This is a genomic window from Enterococcus sp. C57 (genome assembly GCF_040887305.1).
In the GTDB taxonomy this organism is placed as follows: domain Bacteria; phylum Bacillota; class Bacilli; order Lactobacillales; family Enterococcaceae; genus Enterococcus_B; species Enterococcus_B hirae.
Genome location: NZ_JBFOFP010000006.1, coordinates 152,366 through 170,942 on the forward strand (window position 1 = coordinate 152,366; position 18,577 = coordinate 170,942).

Here is an 18,577-nt window from a genome sequence, read left to right on the forward strand (position 1 = left end):
GAGAGAACAAGATGGTCACAATGCTTGATTATATTCATGAAGAAAAAACAGCTTTATCAGCGATTCTTGAAAAGAATGATTTGTCACTTCATGTGTCTTATCAAAACATGCAACACGTTCTGATTCTGGCGACAGGTTCTTCGTATAATGCTTGTCTTGCTGCAAAGCCGGCACTAGAAAGCTATGGAGACATCACTGTGGATATCCAAGAACCTTATCATTTTAATCATTATGGGAAATTGTCAGAAGAAGTTGATACAGTCATCGCTGTTTCTCAAAGTGGGAAAAGTGCTTCGACAGTCGATGCCATCCAAAAGATCCGATCATCAAAACGACGGACGATCGCTTTAACTGGAGATGATCAAAGTCCGATCACCAAAGAAGTGGATCAAGTGATTGACTTGAATATGGGCGTGGAAAAAGTGGGGTTTGTTACCAAGGGCTATTCAGCAACCGTTCTTCAGTTGATTCTCTTAGGTCTAGCGATTGGAACCAGTAAAGACAGAATAACAGCAGCGCAAAAAGAAGAAAAACTAGTTCAACTAAGAGAAATCGTGATGAAAATTCCTCAGATCATTGCGCAAACAGAACAATTTTTTGAAAAAAATGAAGCACTCTTTCGTGTAGCAAAACGATTTATTGCGATCGGGTATGGACCGAATTGGGGAACAGCGAAAGAGTTTGAAACCAAGTTTACGGAAACTGTTCGGGAACCTTCCCAAGGCTTTGAATTAGAGGCATACATGCACGGTCCGTATTTAGAAGCCAATCCTGGTCATATTCTATTCTTCTTGGAAACCGATAGTGATAGTCAAAAACGTTCCCAGCGATTAGCACAATACATGAAACAATATGTTGGACAGGTCATTGTTGTAACGACTGAAGGAGAAACGACTGAGAATCAGCTTAGTCTGGGAATCACTAGCGAAGAAGATCTTTCTGTTTTAGCTTTAGTTGTACCGATCCAAGTTTTGGCTTATAAAATTGCGACTGCCAAAGGGGTCGATTTAGGTCAAAGAATTTTTGATGATTTTGATGAAGTATTGAAAAGTAAAATTTAAGAGGTGGAGACTATGTTAAAATTCAATGAACAAAAACAAATCGAGGATATCAATGGGGCGCTAGCTTTACGTCCGCAAGTGGAACAAATCATTGACGGATTGGGAGAGGGATTCGATGCAATTTATTATTTAGGAATCGGCGGAACCTACGCATCAGCGATGCAAGCTGTGACTTATATGAATGGTAAAAGTAACCTACCTGTTTATGTCCAACATGCAGCAGAATATTACACAACTGGCAACAAACGCCTAACAGAAAAATCAATTGTTGTCTTGTCTTCAGTTACTGGTACCACGCAAGAAGTCGTGCAAGCGGTCAAAGAAATCAAAACAGTGGGTGCGACACTGATCGGGTTTATTGATACAAAAGAGAGTATTCTCGCTGAACTTTGTGACCATACGATCACTTATCCTGCACCTGGAACCGAACAAATCAAATTCTTTATGGTCGCAGATCGTTTGATGTATAATCATGGCGAATTTGAAGACTACGAAACCTATTATCAACAATTAGAAGAGCACTTAGCAGTTGGCTTAGTCGAAGCCGAAAAACAAGCAGATGCTTTTGGATTAGCGTTTGCTGAAAAACATCGTCATGATTCGATGCACTATTTTATCGGTGCTGGGAACCAATGGGGCGCTGTCTATTCTTATGCGATGTGTTATTGGGAAGAGCAAAGTTGGTTGCCTTCTAAATCGATCCACGCTGCTGAATTTTTACATGGTACGCTAGAAGTGATTGAAGAAACGACACCAGTGACGTTGTTCTTAGGAGAAGATGAACAACGTGTACTTGCAGAAAGAGTCGCAAACCTATTACCAAAAATCTGTGCAAATTATACATTGATTGATACAAAAGACTATCCAATTGAAGGAATTGACGAAAGTTATCGTGGACGTGTCCTTTCTTATTTGCTGATGCATGCGGTGACGCAACGAATCGATGCGCATATCGAGCAATTAAATTGTCACCCCTTAGAAATCAGAAGATATTACCGTCAATTTGAGTATTAAGCGACACAATCAGTTCTAAGAGGAACGATTTCGTAAAATAATAAAATAAAACATACCAATATGAATCGTCTGTCAGTGAAATAAACGGTTCATGCTGGTATGTTTTTTTGTTATGACATGGATCAAGTGAGCGATTTGATCCGTGTATTGATATGTTGATAGAAGAATTTTTATGAATTGTTTGATAAGTCAGTTAAGAGATTACGAGGTTGGATATTCGCATCAATCACATTGTAAAAGGCATTTGAAGTATCATTCACATCCCAAACGGCTAAGATGACATGATAACCGAGATGATCACCTGGAATAGTGATCGTGTGTGTTAGATTTGTGTCGGCATCTTTCCCGTGACCGTCTACCTCACCTATAAATTGAAATTCATCGCGGGATAATGGTTTGTTTGGATTCCAATTATTTTTCGTGATATAGTAATGCCATTTAGCTGTTTTATGCGCGGCAGTATAAGACCAAGTGAATTTCGTTGGACCAGTTGAAAGGTTTTGTTTTGTCCAAATAGTAGCAGTTTGTTTGTCTAATTCAAATCCTTTGACACCATTTGCGGAAGCAATTTTTCCATCTGCAGGTCCACCATTTGGGAATCCTTTAGGTGCTTCTAGTGATTGTGGCTCAGTAATTATTTCACCGTATTTTTCAAGAGCTGCATGCCAATTCTTCTTACTGTCTAATTCTCCTTGATAGGCACGACTGATAGGTTTCTCCACATAACCGTGAGCATCCACATTAACTGTCGATAAGGCAGTTAAACCAGTTGTTGCTAAAACGAGACCTAATCCTACGACTAAACTTTTTTTCATCTTGATTCCCTCCATCAATTGCTTATTATGTGAAATAAATTTTTTCACAAAAATAGTATAAAACGATAGGAGAAGAGGGTTAAATATTGTTTGTTATTGCAACAAAAAAAGTATGGTTCCTAAAAAAGTACACTCAGTTCGATATCATGAAAAAGCATTCGATAAAAGATAACTTCTTTCTGATACGCTCTTATTATTGATCGAAAAAGATCCCACGATGTTGAGCCTAGCAATACTAGAACTACCCATCGTGGGAAAGATTGAGCAAATGTTTTCAATAAACAGTAAAGAAAATGAAGAATGATTGATTGTTCAGTTAAAGAGAATCACATGGATTCATTTAAATCATTTAAGATACTACGAGGTTGGATATTCGCATCAATGACATTGTAGAAGGCATTTGATGTATCACTTACATCCCAAACTGCTAAAATCACATGATAACCTATCCGGTCATTTGGGATCGTAATGGTGTGAGTTGGACTCGTGCTAGCTTGCGCACCTTTTCCTTGGACTTCGCCGATCAATTGAAGTTCATTGCGAGAAAGTGGTTTATTCTGGTTCCAACCTGGTTTAGTGATATAGTAATGCCATTTACTAGTTGGGTGTGATTGCGTATACTTCCAAGTGAATTTTGTCGCTCCCCCTGTTAAATTTTGTTTCGTCCATAGACTAGAAGTTTGCTTATCTAATTCAAATCCTCTTGCACCATTTGCAGAAGCGATTTTTCCATCTGCTGGTCCACCTTTAGGGAATCCCTGAGGAGCTTCTAGTGATTGTGGTTCATTAATGATCGGACCATATTTTTGAACTGCGAAATCATAGCCAATGTTTTCTTTATCCAATTGACCTTGATAGGCACGGCTAATTGGCGAGATAACATAACCATGTGCTGAAACATTGACGGAAGATAATGTTGTCAATCCTGTCGTTGCTAAAACCAAACCTAACCCTAATAAAGAACTTTTTTTCATATTATAACTTTCCTCCAAAATGATTTTTATGAAAAGGTTTTCTTTTCATGAATTTAGTATAACGAGGAGAACAGTAAGCTTAGATTGTTTGTCTAGCATTACAACAAAAATAACATCTTCCGGTTCGTTATTGTTAATTAGCTTTGTTTTGTAAACTGCTTTCAATCAATGAATTTTTGAGATTACTAAAATATTCTTTAGCATTAGTCAAATCTAACCACTCAAAAAAACGAAGACCCTTTTCGATTTCCGGGATGGCTGAATGATCGCCATCTGCTAATCGATCCAAAGCCGCAAATAATTTATACTGGGCAAGATCAATTGACTGTTTGTGGTTTTGCGTTAATCTTTTCAGTTCGCATAGAAAAAGTTTTCTAAGAATCGCAGAATGACGGTTAAATGAGAGGCGTAAACCATTAAGAATAAAATTAGAGAAAAGTTCTGAATAGTAGGTAGCGTCTATGTACGTTTTCATTTTTGATACACTGGTTTGAAAGAGATGGATGATGTATTGATCATCAAAAATAAACAAACAGTTTGAAAAAATCGTTAGTTCAAAATGTCCCCAGGTTTCAATTTTTTCAAGATAATTTTTGATCACAAAAATTTCTTCTTCTATTTTCAAATTGGTATCAGTATGGTTGTAGAGGTAGTTCATAATCAATTTTCGTTGGGCATAAATCAAACGATAGTAGATGCTGCCTGTTTTTTCGTATTCGTTTAGTAGTTCTAATTCTTGTTCGTGAGTGATTTTTTTGGATGAGATGAGATAGTTGGTTAATTTTTGTTTATTCGTAAGTGAATTGCTATTAAGAAGAAATTGATACTCTTCTAAAGTAATGTTCATTCGTTCAAGGTAGTTAACTAATAGTTCAAAACTGATCTTTGTTCCTCTTGATTCAAACGCTGCAAGGGTTCCTCGTTGTGAGATACCTCGTGTCAACTGTTCTTGTGTTAAGCCACGTTCTTTTCTTAACTTACGAATCAGAGACGAATGGTTAGTCATATCTTTATCCTCCTAGTGTTTTTTTATATATATTGTAGATGTTTTTTTAAATATATCACAAATGTAATAAAATTTAAATAAAGCGTCATTTTTGCGCGCTTTTAAAGAAAAAGTGCGTAATCGATTATTTGGGTGTTGCAATACTATGCAAATAATTGTAATCGTTTTAATTGGTGGTGTAATATGTTATGTAATAAAGAATAATGGAGGCGGTTTGATGAAGAAAAAACTAGTATTATTTTCTGTAGGCGTGTTTAGTGCAATAGTAAGTGGAGGTACGACGGTTTTTGCAGCTGATGCAGCAGACACGATGCCTGACCTCGCGAATAAACAAATTGCAGTCGGATACTATCATAACTGGCAAGCGGAACAAGGCGCAGGCTATCAAGGAGGTCGTCCAGCCGACATTGATTTGGCCAAAATAAATCCTTTTTACAATGTAGTGACGGTTTCGTTTATGAAAGGAGAAGGGATTCCTACTTTTAAACCTTATAATATGACGGATCAGGCCTTTCGTGAAAAAGTAGCAACATTGAATGCGCAAGGGCGAGCAGTCATTATTTCTCTAGGAGGAGCAGATTCACATATTGAATTACATCGTGGCCAGGAACAAGCTTTTGCGAATGAAATCATTCGGTTAGTAGAAGTATATGGCTTTGATGGATTAGATATTGATTTGGAACAAACTGCGGTGGCTGCTGGGGATAATCAAACAGTCATTCCGGCGGCATTAAAAATCGTTCGTGAGCATTACAAGAAAGAAAACAAACATTTTATTATCTCAATGGCGCCTGAATTTCCATACTTAAGAACAAATGGGGCATATGTACCATACATTACAGCTTTACAAAATGAATATGACTTTATTGCCCCTCAATTGTATAATCAAGCAGGCGATGGGATCAGTGTTGGGACGGAATGGATTGCCCAAAACAATGACAATAAAAAGTATGAATTTTTGTACGGGATTTCAAAATCATTTAATGAAGGAAGCGGTGGCTTTATCCAAATTCCTGCAAGTAAACTAGCATTAGGGATCCCAGCTAACGAAGATGCCGCAGCGAATGGCTATGTTAAAGATCCTTCAAAGGTCTACCAAGTGTTTGAACAAATGACAAAAGATCAAACGCCATTAAAAGGAATCATGACATGGAGTGTCAACTGGGACGAGGGCAGAAATAAAGCTGGGATTGCCTATAATCAGTCGTTTGCGAATGCTTATCAAGGATTGTTCAAAGAGCAAGTACCAGATACTGAGAAACCTTCTAAACCAGAAAATTTAAAAGGAACTGCAACGCAATCAAGCATTTCATTAAGCTGGTCAGCTTCTACTGATAATGTGCGTGTTTCTCATTATAATGTTTATCAAAACAAACAACTCATTGGCACTAGTAACACAACCAATTATACGGTGAGCAATTTATCCCCAGACACAACCTATTCATTTACGGTTGAAGCAGTCGATACATCAGGAAATCGCTCAACATCGTCTGATGTATTAACGATCAGAACACAAGCTGGTTCACAATTACCAGCCCCTTCGATGCCAACTGGTCTAGTAGTAAAAGGTGTATCGCAAAACTCTGTGACACTCGGTTGGTCTGCAAATGATCCGAAAGAAGAGGTCATCGGCTATGAAATCTATCGAAATGGCGTTCTATTAACAACCTCGATGACACCAGATTTTATAGACAAGGGATTAATGTCTGATACGACATACACTTATCAAATCGCAGCAGTCAATTCTTCTGGTATTTCTAAGAAAAGTCAACAAGTGACAGCGAAAACGACAGCAGATAATCAAGCAGAAGAATGGAAAATTGGGAAATTATATAATATTGGTGATATTGTGACCTATAAAGGAAATCTTTACCGTTGTCGTAACATCCACATGGGACAAATTGGTTGGGAACCTGATGTGGCTTTAGCATTATGGCTGAAGATCAGTTAATAAAGTTAACAAAATAAAAAAAGAGTCAGAGTGCAGTATGTCAGGGCTATTACAATGAGGATGTAATGAGGACATACACATATAAAGCGCACTCTGATTTTTTTACATAAAATTGTCAGAATCAAAATATAAGATAAGCCACGCAACCATTTTACATGCTCTGATCTAAATAGTTATTTTCAGTTGTTCAGGATGAGAGAATAAACAAAAGAAGAAAACACACAGTTCAATCTGAATTCTGGTGTTTTCTTCTTTTATCATTTAGTAACGATCGTACAAAAGTGATGGGACAAACGATGCAACCCATATCGCTGGAATAAAAATAACTGAAACATTAATTAAAATGGCGGTGTAACAGACCACATATTCTAGCCCCCTTTCTAGTTGATTCAATGATTATTTATATGATAATTATAACGCTTTGAATGACATAAAATTAAAATGTATCTTAATACAACAATGTCAAGTGTTAAACAAACTGTTAAAACGGGAAAAATAGTTTTCAACATTTAGAGTATCTATACTATAATAGTTACTATCAACTATTTGGAGGAATATCAATGAAACAAAAAATTGCAGTTTTAGGCCCAGGCTCTTGGGGGACTGCTTTAGCGCAAACCTTAGCAGAAAACGGACATGATGTTCGTATTTGGGGAAATGTTCCTGAACAAATCGATGAAATTAATCAGTATCATACAAATAAACAATTTTTACCTAACCTAAAAATTTCCGAAACGATTATCGGTTATAAAGAATTAGCAGAAGCAGTGAAGGATGTCGATGCGGTTTTATTCGTTGTACCAACGAAAGCCATTCGTTCAGTTGCTCAAGAATTGATTGAGAAAATGAATACTAAACCAATCATCATTCATGCAAGTAAAGGGTTAGAGCAAGGAACACATAAACGCATTTCTGAAGTTATTGCTGAAGAGATTCCAGAGGAAAAAAGAAAGGCAATCGTCGTGCTTTCTGGACCAAGCCACGCGGAAGAAGTTGCTGTTCATGATATTACGACCATTACTGCTGCAAGCATTGATCAGCAAGCGGCAATCTATGTGCAAGATCTGTTCATGAATGATTATTTTAGAATTTATACGAATAATGATGTCATCGGAGTTGAAACGGGTGCGGCTTTAAAAAATATCATTGCTATCGGTGCTGGTGCCATCCATGGATTAGGTTTTGGTGATGATGCAAAAGCGGCGATCATGACTCGAGGATTAGCGGAGATTAGCCGTCTAGGAGTGGCAATGGGTGCCAATCCATTGACATTTATTGGCTTGAGTGGTGTAGGTGACTTGATCGTGACTTGTACAAGTGTTCATTCTCGTAACTGGCGAGCAGGAAATTTGCTTGGTCAAGGACATAAATTAGAAGAAGTACTTGAGAATATGGGAATGGTGGTTGAAGGAGTCTCTACCACTAAAGCTGCGGTTGAATTAGCGGAACAACTAGGGGTAGAGATGCCGATCACACAGACAATCTACAATGTATTATATAATGGAGAAGACATCAAACAAGCAGCCAAAGAAATCATGTTGCGAGATGGTAAAATAGAGAATGAATTTTCATTAAGCTAAGGGCTTATATTGAAATGAAAGGACGGGGTGTATGAAAGTTAAGAAAGCAATCATACCTGCAGGTGGTTTAGGCACGCGTTTTTTACCTGCGACAAAAGCAATGGCTAAAGAAATGCTTCCTATTGTTGACAAACCAACGATCCAATTCATTGTTGAAGAAGCATTAAAATCTGGGATTGAAGATATTTTAATTGTTACTGGGAAAGAAAAACGTCCTATCGAAGATCATTTTGATGCTAACCTTGAATTGGAATTAAATCTGCGTGAGAAGGGAAAACTCGATTTATTAAGTACCATCAAGGAAACGGAAGCTGTTAATCTTCATTTTATCCGACAATCTTACCCCAAAGGATTAGGGCATGCAGTTCTTCAGGCCAAAGCATTTGTAGGAGATGAACCATTTGTTGTCATGTTAGGGGACGACTTGATGGTGGATCAAGTCCCTTTGACAAAACAGCTAATGATGGACTTCGAGGAAACTCATTCATCAACGATTGCAGTGATGGAAGTTTTGCCAGAAGATACAGGAAAATATGGAATCATTGATCCTGGAGAGGAAGAAAAAACTGGGTTATATCGAGTAAGAAAAATGGTAGAAAAACCTACTCCTCAAGAGGCGCCTAGTAACCTTGCCATTATTGGACGCTATTTATTAACACCAGACATTTTTCCAATACTCGAAACGCAAACACCAGGTGCGGGCAATGAAATCCAATTAACGGATGCGATTGATACATTAAACCGCCATCAAAAAGTCTATGCAAGAAATTTTAAAGGGCGACGATATGATGTTGGTGATAAATATGGTTACATGCGAACCAATATTGATTATGGGTTACAACATCCAGAAATCGGCGCTGCCCTTAAAGAGTATCTGATACAACTTAGTAAAGAGTTATAATTTCTAAACTAAGGTACTTTTACTTGGTCTTATCTAGTTCGTTGCTTAAATTTTAGTAAAATACTTTTTGTTAGCTATTAAAATAAACGTCATTTTTCTTATTATGTAGTAATATAAAAGAGTTATGGCAAAATTGACTTTTAAATACAGAAAAGGTGTGTAGCTTTGTATGGGAAAATTGATTACAATCGGTCAAACACTTCTTGATGGATTGAAATGGCTGATGGAAGGAAATAACTGGTTGTTTTTGACTCCATTGGTGCTAATTTGTGGATATGTTTTCATTCAAATGGCTAGAAAAAAAGAGAAATTATTGATTTTTATCTGGTATTTAGCAACAATTTCTATTTTAAGTGTTATGCTTGAACTTGCTTTAGGTGCGTGGGAAGCTATGATTTTTGCTTTGATATTTATCGTAGGTTATTTCATCATCTTTATCCCTTATTTCTTTAGAGGCGTTCATATCGGCAAAAAAGGCAGACACACGGCTTCTCATCGCAGAACAAAACGATCAGATAAACGCTAAAAGCAGTGAGTTAAGAAAGTTGATCCATGTAGCTTGCAACTACGGTTATTGCTAGCTTGAGTTTTTCGTTAGAACAAAGCAATCGCTGGTTAAATCCATTTTATTTGGATGAGCGGTTGCTTTTTTGTCTGGTTTTAGGGTCTGAGTATACCATTTAAGGAATGGGAGTTAGCAAAAAGCAGTAGGGGAGAATCATCCTGGTAGGCTAAGCAAAAAAATGATCATGACATGTCTAATTGTGGACGGCAAATTTATTTATTTAAGTAGATATTGGCTGTTATCATTGATAAAAAATAAATCTAAAAACAAGAATCCTATCACGATAGGATTCTTGTTCAGTTAAAAAAGTTGATTTATATGTCAAGAAAACAGACCATGGTTTTTTTATTTTTTCGGACTTGCACTTGTCTGATAGATTACTTAAAATGATTGAAGATAGAAACAGCAGAATAAAAAAAAGGCTCCCTAATAGTTAGCGGCAACTAACTATCAGGGAATGACCAGTCACACGTATACACCCTGACCGATCATTTGCCATAGTCAATGCAAGGCATCGACCGTATTTATTGTACCTAATTTCTGGGGAGATTTCTACCCTTGTGTCGGTTTTTCGATGGTCGGTAGCTCGTTTATTTACTATGTCAAGGTATTGGGCAGTATGCTCAATGCCTTTTTTTATCTTTCATTTTCAAGCAAAAGGTTGATACGTCTTAACTGATTTCTTTTTTTATGTTTTAGCGCACTTGCTGTTTTTGTTGTGAAATTAAAGGTGGAGAAATAAATGAGTTTACGCTATTTTGATTATTATCAGCAACTAGAAAAGAAATTAAGAATCGAAGAACCCTTGATGGTTCAAGCTGCTTCTTTAATTGCTCGTCAAGTTTCATTAGGTGGACGTTTACAAATCTTTGCTAGTCGTACACTAAGCGGGATAGCATTTGAGTTTTGGGAGCATTTACCTGAAATGATACCGGGCAAGTTAATTGAAAATCCGGCAAATGGGATATATGAAACTTTGGAAGGAACAGGAAAAGCGATCATTGATCAGCTCTCTGTCAAACAAGCAGATATTTTTCTACTTCTTTCCAATGAAGGCAGGGATCCAAGTATTGTGGAGTTAGCTCAATGGATCAAGTCAAATGGTCATTTACTGATTATTGTTACTGGATTTGATCTCTCGCGAAGTATCAAATCACAACACAGCAATGGCTTGCGATTGTTTGAATTTGCTGACCTAGTATTGGATAACCATGCACAAATGAATGATACCGCTTTATCATTGTCAGAAGTTGAGCTTGCTCTTTGTGATAGTTCCTCTATCGCTACCATATTACTATTGCAGCAAACCCTATATTTTACAGTCTGCCAGCTGATTCGTTAGGGAACGTAAAAATAGAATGAATGGAAACATTGCCTTGAAGTAGATGAAAAAGGGACACCTTTGAATAAAACTAGGAACATTCGGCGATTTCTAAGTGTTAGTGTAAAAAGTAGAGCAAGGCAACCTCTTTTTTCAATAGTTAAAACAAGCAAAATATCACAAAGAAGAGACAAAAAAGAATTCACTTGAATTCTTTTTTGTCTCTTAATACACGTTGATGAAAGAGTCTTCCCCAAAACTCTTTACATTGCAATTATAGTACATTAGTTATGATTATTGCAATGAAGATTGTTTATAGATTAAAAAAAGTCTGAAGCAGCTATTTTTTCTAATACACTATCTGTTTTTTTATTCGTTTTTTTTCGGATAAATAATGAATAAAAAATTCTATTTATATCGAATGTTGAAAAAATATACATATTTTAAAAATGATAAAATATAATTGGTTTTTCTTCATAAATAATAAAACAAGTAAAGATATCATATGAAACTAATTGATTATATCCTTGCATCACAAAATACAAGAGAATTATTTAACTTTTTTTGGTTGCTTTTAACAAAAATAAAAAAGATTGCTTTAATAGATAATTAATGTGTTTAGCGTTTTTTTGCTGTATAATCTAATCTGATATTGATTGTTTTATTCATAAAAATTTAAAGATAGAAAGGAAGACTTCATAGTGAAGAAGCAAGTGTCTTCGGGGAAATCCAAACGGAATCTCACAAAAATGACGACACCCCATACTTATGTCATCATTTTTGGAGTGGTCATCCTTGCTTGGTTGCTGACATTTATTGTACCAGCAGGAAAATTTAGTACACAAGATATCGAATACCAAGATGCAAATGGAGAAACAAGTACGCGAACTGTATTACGCCAAGATTCATTTCGTTATGCTTATGCCTTGGATCGCTCCTATGTATTTGATCAATTAGAGAAGTTACAAAATGATCCGACGGAAAGAGAGAAATTAAAAGTCCCTGAAAAAGGGTTAGAAGAAGTGATTTCTGAAGGTGAAAAGAAATTAACGCAAGAAAAGTTAGATGAAATCTCTTTAACAGATGATGTACTTTATGACCAATTTGGCGAACGCATTTATGATACTTCAAAAAAACTCCATAAAACGGCTCGAGTATGGGGGACCGATGATTTTGGTGGTTTCGGATTTTTGAATTTTGTCTTTGAAGGGTTAGTTTCAGGAGACAAGTATGGATCGGCTGTCGGAATCGCTGCGCTTATTTTAGTTGTTGGTGGTGCTTTTGGAATTATCATGCGCACCGGGGCAATTGATGCAGGGATCTATGCTTTCATCAGTAAGACAAGGGGACTGGAGCGTTTAGCCTTACCGCTATTATTTTTTGCTTTTTCATTCGGTGGCGCGACATTCGGCATGGCAGAGGAAGTCATTCCTTTTTCTATGGTGATGGTCCCATTTGTGATAGCTCTTGGTTATGACTCGATCGTTGCAGTAACAGTCACGTATGTCGCCTCTCAAGTCGGAAATGCGACTTCCTGGATGAGTCCGTTTAGTGTAGCAGTTGCTCAAGGGATCGCTGGCATTCCAGTGTTATCGGGTGCGATGTTCCGATTGATCATGTGGGTCGTTATCACAGCGTTATCTGCTGGCTATTTGATGATTTATGGGGAGAAAATCCGTAAAAACCCTGAAAGCTCATTGACGTATAAATCAGATGATTATTTCAGAAGTCATTTGAAAAAAACAACCGACGAGAAAAAAGCGTTTATGTTGGGACACAAATTGATTTTACTTGAAATGCTCATCGTATTGGTTTGGATCGTTTGGGGTGTTACGCAAGAAGGGTATTATATCCCAGAAATTGCTTCACAATTTTTTGTTATGGGATTAGTCGCAGGGATCATTGCAGTAATCTTCAAATTGGATGGCATGCGGATCAATGATATTGCCTCTTCTTTCCAATCGGGTGCTGCTGATCTAGCTGGAACAGCAATCGTTGTAGGGATGGCAAAAGGGATCTTATTAGTATTAGGTGGCTCAGATGCTTCTGTTCCTTCTGCTTTAAACACCATTCTACATGGTATCGGTACAGCTTTAGCAGGAGTACCAGCGGCTATCGGAGCGTGGGCAATGTATATTTTCCAAAGCCTGTTTAATTTAGTCGTGACATCCAATTCTGGTCAAGCGGCGTTAACGATGCCAATCATGGCACCACTTGCTGACTTAGTAGGGGTCTCTCGTCAAGTAGCTGTATTAGCTTATCAATTAGGCGCTGGATTTATGGATGCCTTTACCCCTGTATCAGCTAGTTTGATTGGTGTCTTAGGTGTTGCACGTATCGAGTGGGCAAAATGGGCAAGATTCCAAATCAAAATGCAAGGATTCTTTTTTGTCCTAGGTACTATCTTTATCATGATTGCGATAGCAATCGGCTTACAATAGCGAAGCAATAAAGTTAAGGCTAGTGAAGAATCCACGAATCGTGTTTTTTCTGATGACAGAGGAACTCGATGCTTTTTCAAACTTACTAGTCAAAAAGTTGACTTATAGAAAGCAAGCCGAAGAGACTGAAAATAGTTTGTCTTATTTTCATTATTCTTCGGCTTTTTTATACTAAAAATAGTTACTTTTGAAACAAAGAAAACCAAAATATCGGTATCAGAAAGGATGAAGTCAAATGAAAATCATTCGTCAAATTGAGGTCTATGCACCAGATTATTTAGGGGTCATGGATGTATTGATTGCCGGGGATAAAATTATTGCGCTTGAAGAAGCGTTGACCGGTGGCTATGCTGAGTTAGAAGTGGAAGAAATTTCCGGTAGTGGGAAAGTGTTGACACCGGGCTTTATTGATTGCCATTTTCACCTTTTAGGTGGAGGTGGAGAGGGCGGTTTTCAAAATCGTACGCCAGAAGTAACTTTAAGCCAATTGACGTCAGCAGGTGTAACAACAGTTGTTGGGTGTTTGGGAACAGATGGTGAAGGTCGTGACATGACTGCGCTTATCAGTAAGGCAAAAGGCTTAGAAGCAGAAGGAATCTCAACTTACGTCTATGAAGGTTCTTATCGGTTACCACTCAAAACGGTTACGGATTCAATCATCAAAGATTTTTTGACAATTGATAAAATCATCGGAATTGGTGAAATTGCTGTTTCTGACCATCGATCATCTCAGCCTACATTTGAAGAATTTTCTCGAGCAACTGCTGATGCCCGAGTAGGAGGTATGTTGTCTGGTAAAGCTGGTATCGTCAATGTCCATTTAGGTGGAGGAAAACGTAAACTAGAGTTATTAACAAGGGTAGTTGAGGAAACCGAGATTCCGATTACGCAATTTTTACCTACCCATGCCAACCGCACGCCAGAACTTTTAACAGCTTGTATCGAGTTTGCGAAAAAAGGTGGGACAATTGACTTCACAGCGAGCGAAGATCCTGATTTTTGGGAACGAACAGATGGGGAAGTCCGCTTTAGTAAAGCTTTAAAACAGTTGATCGAAGCTGGCGTTTCCCTTGATCATTTTACAATGTCATCTGATGGACAAGGAAGTTTACCTTACTTTGATGAAAAAAATCACTTTCTTGGTATGGGTGTCGGAAGCGCAAAATCACTACTGGTAGGTATCAAAGAAGCGGTAGAAAAAGAAGAGATTCCACTTGAAGTAGCCTTGCGAGCAATCACAGTCAATCCCGCTCGTGTGTTAAAGCTGGAGCGAAAAGGAACAATCAAAGTAGGGAACGATGCTGATCTATGTATACTTGACAAAGAAACCTTAGCCATCGAAACAGTGATCGCCAAAGGACAAGTAATGGTTGAAAACAAAGAAGTTAAAGTGTGGGGAACCTTTGAAAAAACGATCTAAGAGCATACTGTTTGTCTGTTTTTCAAGTTGATGATACCCTGATAATAGTTAGATAGTTAGAAATGAGAAATTTAAGGGAGGAATTAAGATGGCAGATTTAAAAGGACGTTCTGAAGATGCAAAAGACAAAGTAGTTGGTAAAGGAAAAGAAGCTTACGGTAAAGCAACAGATGATAAAAGCAAAGAAGCTGAAGGAAAAGCACAATCACTTGGTGCTGATATCAAAGAAAAAGCTCGTAATTTAGGCGATGATATCAAAGAAGGCTTTGAAGATGTCAAAGAAAAATTCTCCAAAAAAGATGATAAAAAATAGTTTCTCCAAAAGAGAAGTTTGGTTAAAACTTTGAGAATGATCCTCTGGTTTTGTCCAAAGCGAGTTCTTAAGGAAGATTGATTGTAAAAGACGATAGATTTGGTTTATTGTGTTTTGCACCTCTTATAGTTAGTAAACGAACTTTTGAGGTGCGCCACGATACCAATTCTACCGTCTTTTTTTAGTATGCGTTCCAGCAAATCTATCGATGTACTCTCTCGAATTATGATAAGTATAATTATAAGTCAATGAACTTAATAGAGCTTTGAAGTGATTTGTAGTAAGAAAGCTTTTATTGAGATCGAAAATCCTACTATAGTTATTCCTAAAAATATGGTAAAATAGACGGAGTATGTTTGTAACAGAAGAACGGATAAAAGTAGACAGTTTGTTAAATTGAGACTGTTTTAATCAATGATTTGAGGCAAGATTGGTTGTGCTTTATAAAACCAGGCTTTTTTTCTTGAAAATAGCAGATGCTAGCGATTTATCTAATTTGTTGTATAATGATGGGGAGTAGTCGAATCCATTGTTTTCGACTTTTGTGTTAAAAATAATCGATTCATCGCTTTAATGAAACTTATTCAAAAATGGCAGAAGATAAACAAGAGGGCTGTCAATCAGCTGCTTTTTCTTGCTAAGCAATAGAAGAAGTCAGCTAAAATTTTGTGAGTTGCTCATTGAGATGAATCATCTATTTAGTTAAAGAAGAGAATCGATGTCTTTAAACTTGGACATCATAAGAAGAGGTGAAATTTGTGAGTACCATTAAAATTATCCCTTTAGGCGGCGTACGTGAAAATGGAAAAAATATGTACATCGCTGAAGTGGGAGAAGATATTTTTGTTTTAGACTGTGGTTTAAAATATCCTGAAAACGAATTGTTAGGTATTGATGTAGTCATTCCTGACTTTACGTATCTGGAAGAAAACATTGATCGGGTAGCGGGAGTCTTTTTGACACATGGACATGCAGATGCGATCGGAGCGTTACCTTATTTACTTTCTAAGCTCTCTGTACCAGTATTTGGAACCGAGTTAACGATCGAGCTTGCTAAATTGAGTGTGGGACGAAATGATGCAGCAAAAGGTTTCAAAGATTTCCATGTAGTCGATGAACACACGGAGATTGATTTTGGCGAGACGATCGTCAGCTTTTTCCGAACCACCCACACGATTCCAGACTCAGTCGGGATCAACTTGAAAACCAAAGAGGGCAGTATCGTTTACACAGGCGATTTTAAATTCGATCAGACAGCTATTCCAATGTATCAAACTGATTATGCTCGTTTGGCAGAAATCGGTAAAGAAGGCGTATTGGCATTACTTAGTGAATCAGCGAACGCTGAAAACCCAGTTCCTGTGGCATCAGAGCTACAGATTGCGGATGAAGTCTTCGATACGATCAAGTATTGGGAAGGTAGAATCATCGTTGCTTGTGTGGCAAGTAATCTACAGCGGGTTCAACAAGTCTTGGATGCAGCCGAAAAGGCACAAAGAAAAGTAGTATTGACAGGGCAAGATTTTGAGCGGATCATCCGAACAGCAATGCGTCTGGAAAAACTACAACTTCCGAGTGAAGATTTGCTTGTGACCTTGAAGGACATGAAGAAATACAAACCAGAAGAAATCATCATTTTAGAAACTGGACGGATGGGTGAACCAATTAAGTCATTGCAAAAAATGGCCAATAAAACCCACCGTAATATCAAAATCGAAGAAGGCGACTTAGTCTATATCACAACTACTCCAAGTATTGCGATGGAAACGATGGTAGCTAAAACAGAAGATATCATTTATCGTGCAGGTGGTACGGTCAAATTGATCTCTGAGAACATGCGAGTGTCTGGACATGCGAACCCTAATGATCTTCAGTTGATGCTTAATTTGATGAGACCAACTTATTTTATTCCTGTTCAAGGTGAATATCGTGAATTAGCTGCTCATGCTGATTTAGCTCATGCCGTCGGGATCCCTTACAAAAACATTTACATCACAGGACGTGGTGATGTGTTGGAATATAAAAATAAACGAATGAGTGTCGCTGGAACGATCAGTGCTGAAAATGTGATGATCGATGGTTTAGGAATTGGTGATATTGGTAATATTGTGTTACGTGACCGTAAAATCTTGTCAGAAGATGGTATCTTTGTAGCTGTAGTTACTATTAGTCGCCGTGAAAAGAAAATCGTCTCAAAACCACAAATCACATCTCGCGGTTTCGTTTATGTCAAAGCTAGTCGTGATTTGATGAAAGAAAGTGGGACGATGATCGAAGAAATCGTGGAAAAACACTTGGAAAGTAACGACTTTGAGTGGAGTAAATTAAAACAAGACATTCGAGATCAATTAGGACGCTACCTATTTGAACAAACAAAACGTCGTCCAGTGATTTTACCAGTGATCATGGAAGCAACACAACGTAGAGGCAAAAAATAATTGAAACAATAATGGTGTGGAAAAGGTCGTAATCTTTTAAAGAGGTGACTTTTCCATACCATTTTTTGTATCAGTTGAACCAAAGTTCTTGCTCGTTCTTTTTTTTCTATTTTTTTGTAAAATAAAAGAGAAGGGAATGGAAGGAAGATAGTAGATGAAAACAAAAGTAGAAGAATATTTAGAAAAAGAAAGAATTTCTTACGAAGCTCTGACATTTAATCAGACAGAATGGAATGATTTTCAAAAAATACTCAAGCAAAAACAGATTGATCAAAACAGTGTTTGTAAAACATTAGTTTTGAAAGGGGATAAAACAGGTGTAATCATTGCCGTTGTTCCATTGTCGGAACATTTAGATTACAAAAAAACCAGGAAAATTTCTGGTGATCACAAAGTCGGTTTTCCCGGAATGGATTTTGTGATGGCATCTACTGGTTATCCACATGGTGCAAATACACCGATCGGCATTTATCGTAAACACCCAGATTATCTTTTTTTAGTTGATGCATCTTTCAAAGAAAAGCAAATGTTGGTCATGTCAAGTGGCGAAATTGGCAGAAGCATTAAGATCGCTAGAACAGACTTCGAAAAAATAGTTCCTTTTACGTATGCAGAGTTAGTGGAGTAGCGTACTTAGAGTGGTTTGAGCTGATTTGCCACTTGGTACAAACTGTATTATCTGTTACAATGATTACGTATGTACTGTACTATTATTTAGGATTATTCTCTAAATGAAATCGGTTTATTTAATGTATGAAAGAAAGTAAAAGGAGTGAG

General features: G+C 37.3%; 15 protein-coding genes. 12 read left to right on the top strand and 3 right to left on the bottom strand.

The window, feature by feature from the left end:
- Positions 1-11: 11 nt before the first annotated feature.
- Both AB5M32_RS09045 and AB5M32_RS09050 read left to right on the top strand, forming a co-directional pair.
- Positions 12-1,061, top strand: a complete 1,050-nt coding sequence (locus tag AB5M32_RS09045) for an SIS domain-containing protein (RefSeq protein WP_178285704.1) — start codon at positions 12-14, stop codon at positions 1,059-1,061.
- Between the two features lie 12 nt (positions 1,062-1,073).
- Positions 1,074-2,075: an SIS domain-containing protein gene (locus AB5M32_RS09050; protein ID WP_010737180.1), complete on the top strand. Its 1,002-nt coding sequence runs from the start codon at positions 1,074-1,076 to the stop codon at positions 2,073-2,075.
- A 170-nt stretch (positions 2,076-2,245) separates the two neighbouring features.
- Here AB5M32_RS09050 and AB5M32_RS09055 read toward each other — a convergent pair whose 3' ends face one another.
- The 3 genes from AB5M32_RS09055 to AB5M32_RS09065 all read right to left on the bottom strand — a co-directional run bounded on the left by AB5M32_RS09055 (position 2,246) and on the right by AB5M32_RS09065 (position 4,870).
- Complete coding sequence (locus AB5M32_RS09055; protein ID WP_010720753.1) at positions 2,246-2,890, bottom strand: lytic polysaccharide monooxygenase; 645 nt, start codon at positions 2,888-2,890, stop codon at positions 2,246-2,248.
- A gap of 326 nt (positions 2,891-3,216) precedes the next feature.
- Positions 3,217-3,864 carry a lytic polysaccharide monooxygenase gene (locus AB5M32_RS09060; RefSeq protein WP_010737182.1) on the bottom strand — a complete coding sequence of 216 codons (648 nt, stop codon included), beginning with the start codon at positions 3,862-3,864 and terminating at the stop codon, positions 3,217-3,219.
- Between the two features lie 133 nt (positions 3,865-3,997).
- On the bottom strand, positions 3,998-4,870 hold the full coding sequence (locus AB5M32_RS09065; RefSeq protein ID WP_178285705.1) for a helix-turn-helix domain-containing protein: 873 nt from the start codon (positions 4,868-4,870) through the stop codon (positions 3,998-4,000).
- Positions 4,871-5,087: 217 nt separating this feature from the next.
- On the opposite strand from AB5M32_RS09065, the gene AB5M32_RS09070 reads away from it, so the two are divergent.
- The 10 genes from AB5M32_RS09070 to AB5M32_RS09115 all read left to right on the top strand — a co-directional run bounded on the left by AB5M32_RS09070 (position 5,088) and on the right by AB5M32_RS09115 (position 18,428).
- Positions 5,088-6,821 (top strand): glycosyl hydrolase family 18 protein, encoded by a 1,734-nt coding sequence (locus AB5M32_RS09070; RefSeq protein WP_178285706.1) that lies wholly within the window; start codon positions 5,088-5,090, stop codon positions 6,819-6,821.
- Positions 6,822-7,381: 560 nt separating this feature from the next.
- Positions 7,382-8,401 (top strand): NAD(P)H-dependent glycerol-3-phosphate dehydrogenase, encoded by a 1,020-nt coding sequence (locus tag AB5M32_RS09075; protein WP_094940103.1) that lies wholly within the window; start codon positions 7,382-7,384, stop codon positions 8,399-8,401.
- A 31-nt stretch (positions 8,402-8,432) separates the two neighbouring features.
- Positions 8,433-9,302 carry a UTP--glucose-1-phosphate uridylyltransferase GalU gene (galU, locus tag AB5M32_RS09080; RefSeq protein WP_034700586.1) on the top strand — a complete coding sequence of 290 codons (870 nt, stop codon included), beginning with the start codon at positions 8,433-8,435 and terminating at the stop codon, positions 9,300-9,302.
- A 169-nt stretch (positions 9,303-9,471) separates the two neighbouring features.
- The gene (locus tag AB5M32_RS09085; protein ID WP_178285707.1) at positions 9,472-9,828 is read left to right on the top strand and encodes a hypothetical protein; all 357 of its coding nucleotides are present in this window, start codon (positions 9,472-9,474) and stop codon (positions 9,826-9,828) included.
- A 781-nt stretch (positions 9,829-10,609) separates the two neighbouring features.
- Positions 10,610-11,209 (top strand): SIS domain-containing protein, encoded by a 600-nt coding sequence (locus tag AB5M32_RS09090; RefSeq protein ID WP_010737187.1) that lies wholly within the window; start codon positions 10,610-10,612, stop codon positions 11,207-11,209.
- A 680-nt stretch (positions 11,210-11,889) separates the two neighbouring features.
- The gene (gene yfcC / locus AB5M32_RS09095) at positions 11,890-13,629 is read left to right on the top strand and encodes a putative basic amino acid antiporter YfcC (RefSeq protein WP_178285708.1); all 1,740 of its coding nucleotides are present in this window, start codon (positions 11,890-11,892) and stop codon (positions 13,627-13,629) included.
- Between the two features lie 235 nt (positions 13,630-13,864).
- Positions 13,865-15,049, top strand: coding sequence for a beta-aspartyl-peptidase (gene iadA / locus AB5M32_RS09100; RefSeq protein ID WP_178285709.1), 1,185 nt, complete (start codon positions 13,865-13,867; stop codon positions 15,047-15,049).
- A gap of 88 nt (positions 15,050-15,137) precedes the next feature.
- Entirely contained in the window at positions 15,138-15,362 is a 225-nt protein-coding gene (locus AB5M32_RS09105; protein WP_010720743.1) for a CsbD family protein, read from the top strand.
- A gap of 758 nt (positions 15,363-16,120) precedes the next feature.
- Entirely contained in the window at positions 16,121-17,800 is a 1,680-nt protein-coding gene (locus AB5M32_RS09110) for a ribonuclease J (protein WP_034700583.1), read from the top strand.
- Between the two features lie 154 nt (positions 17,801-17,954).
- Entirely contained in the window at positions 17,955-18,428 is a 474-nt protein-coding gene (locus tag AB5M32_RS09115; protein WP_034700582.1) for a YbaK/EbsC family protein, read from the top strand.
- Positions 18,429-18,577 lie beyond the last annotated feature (149 nt).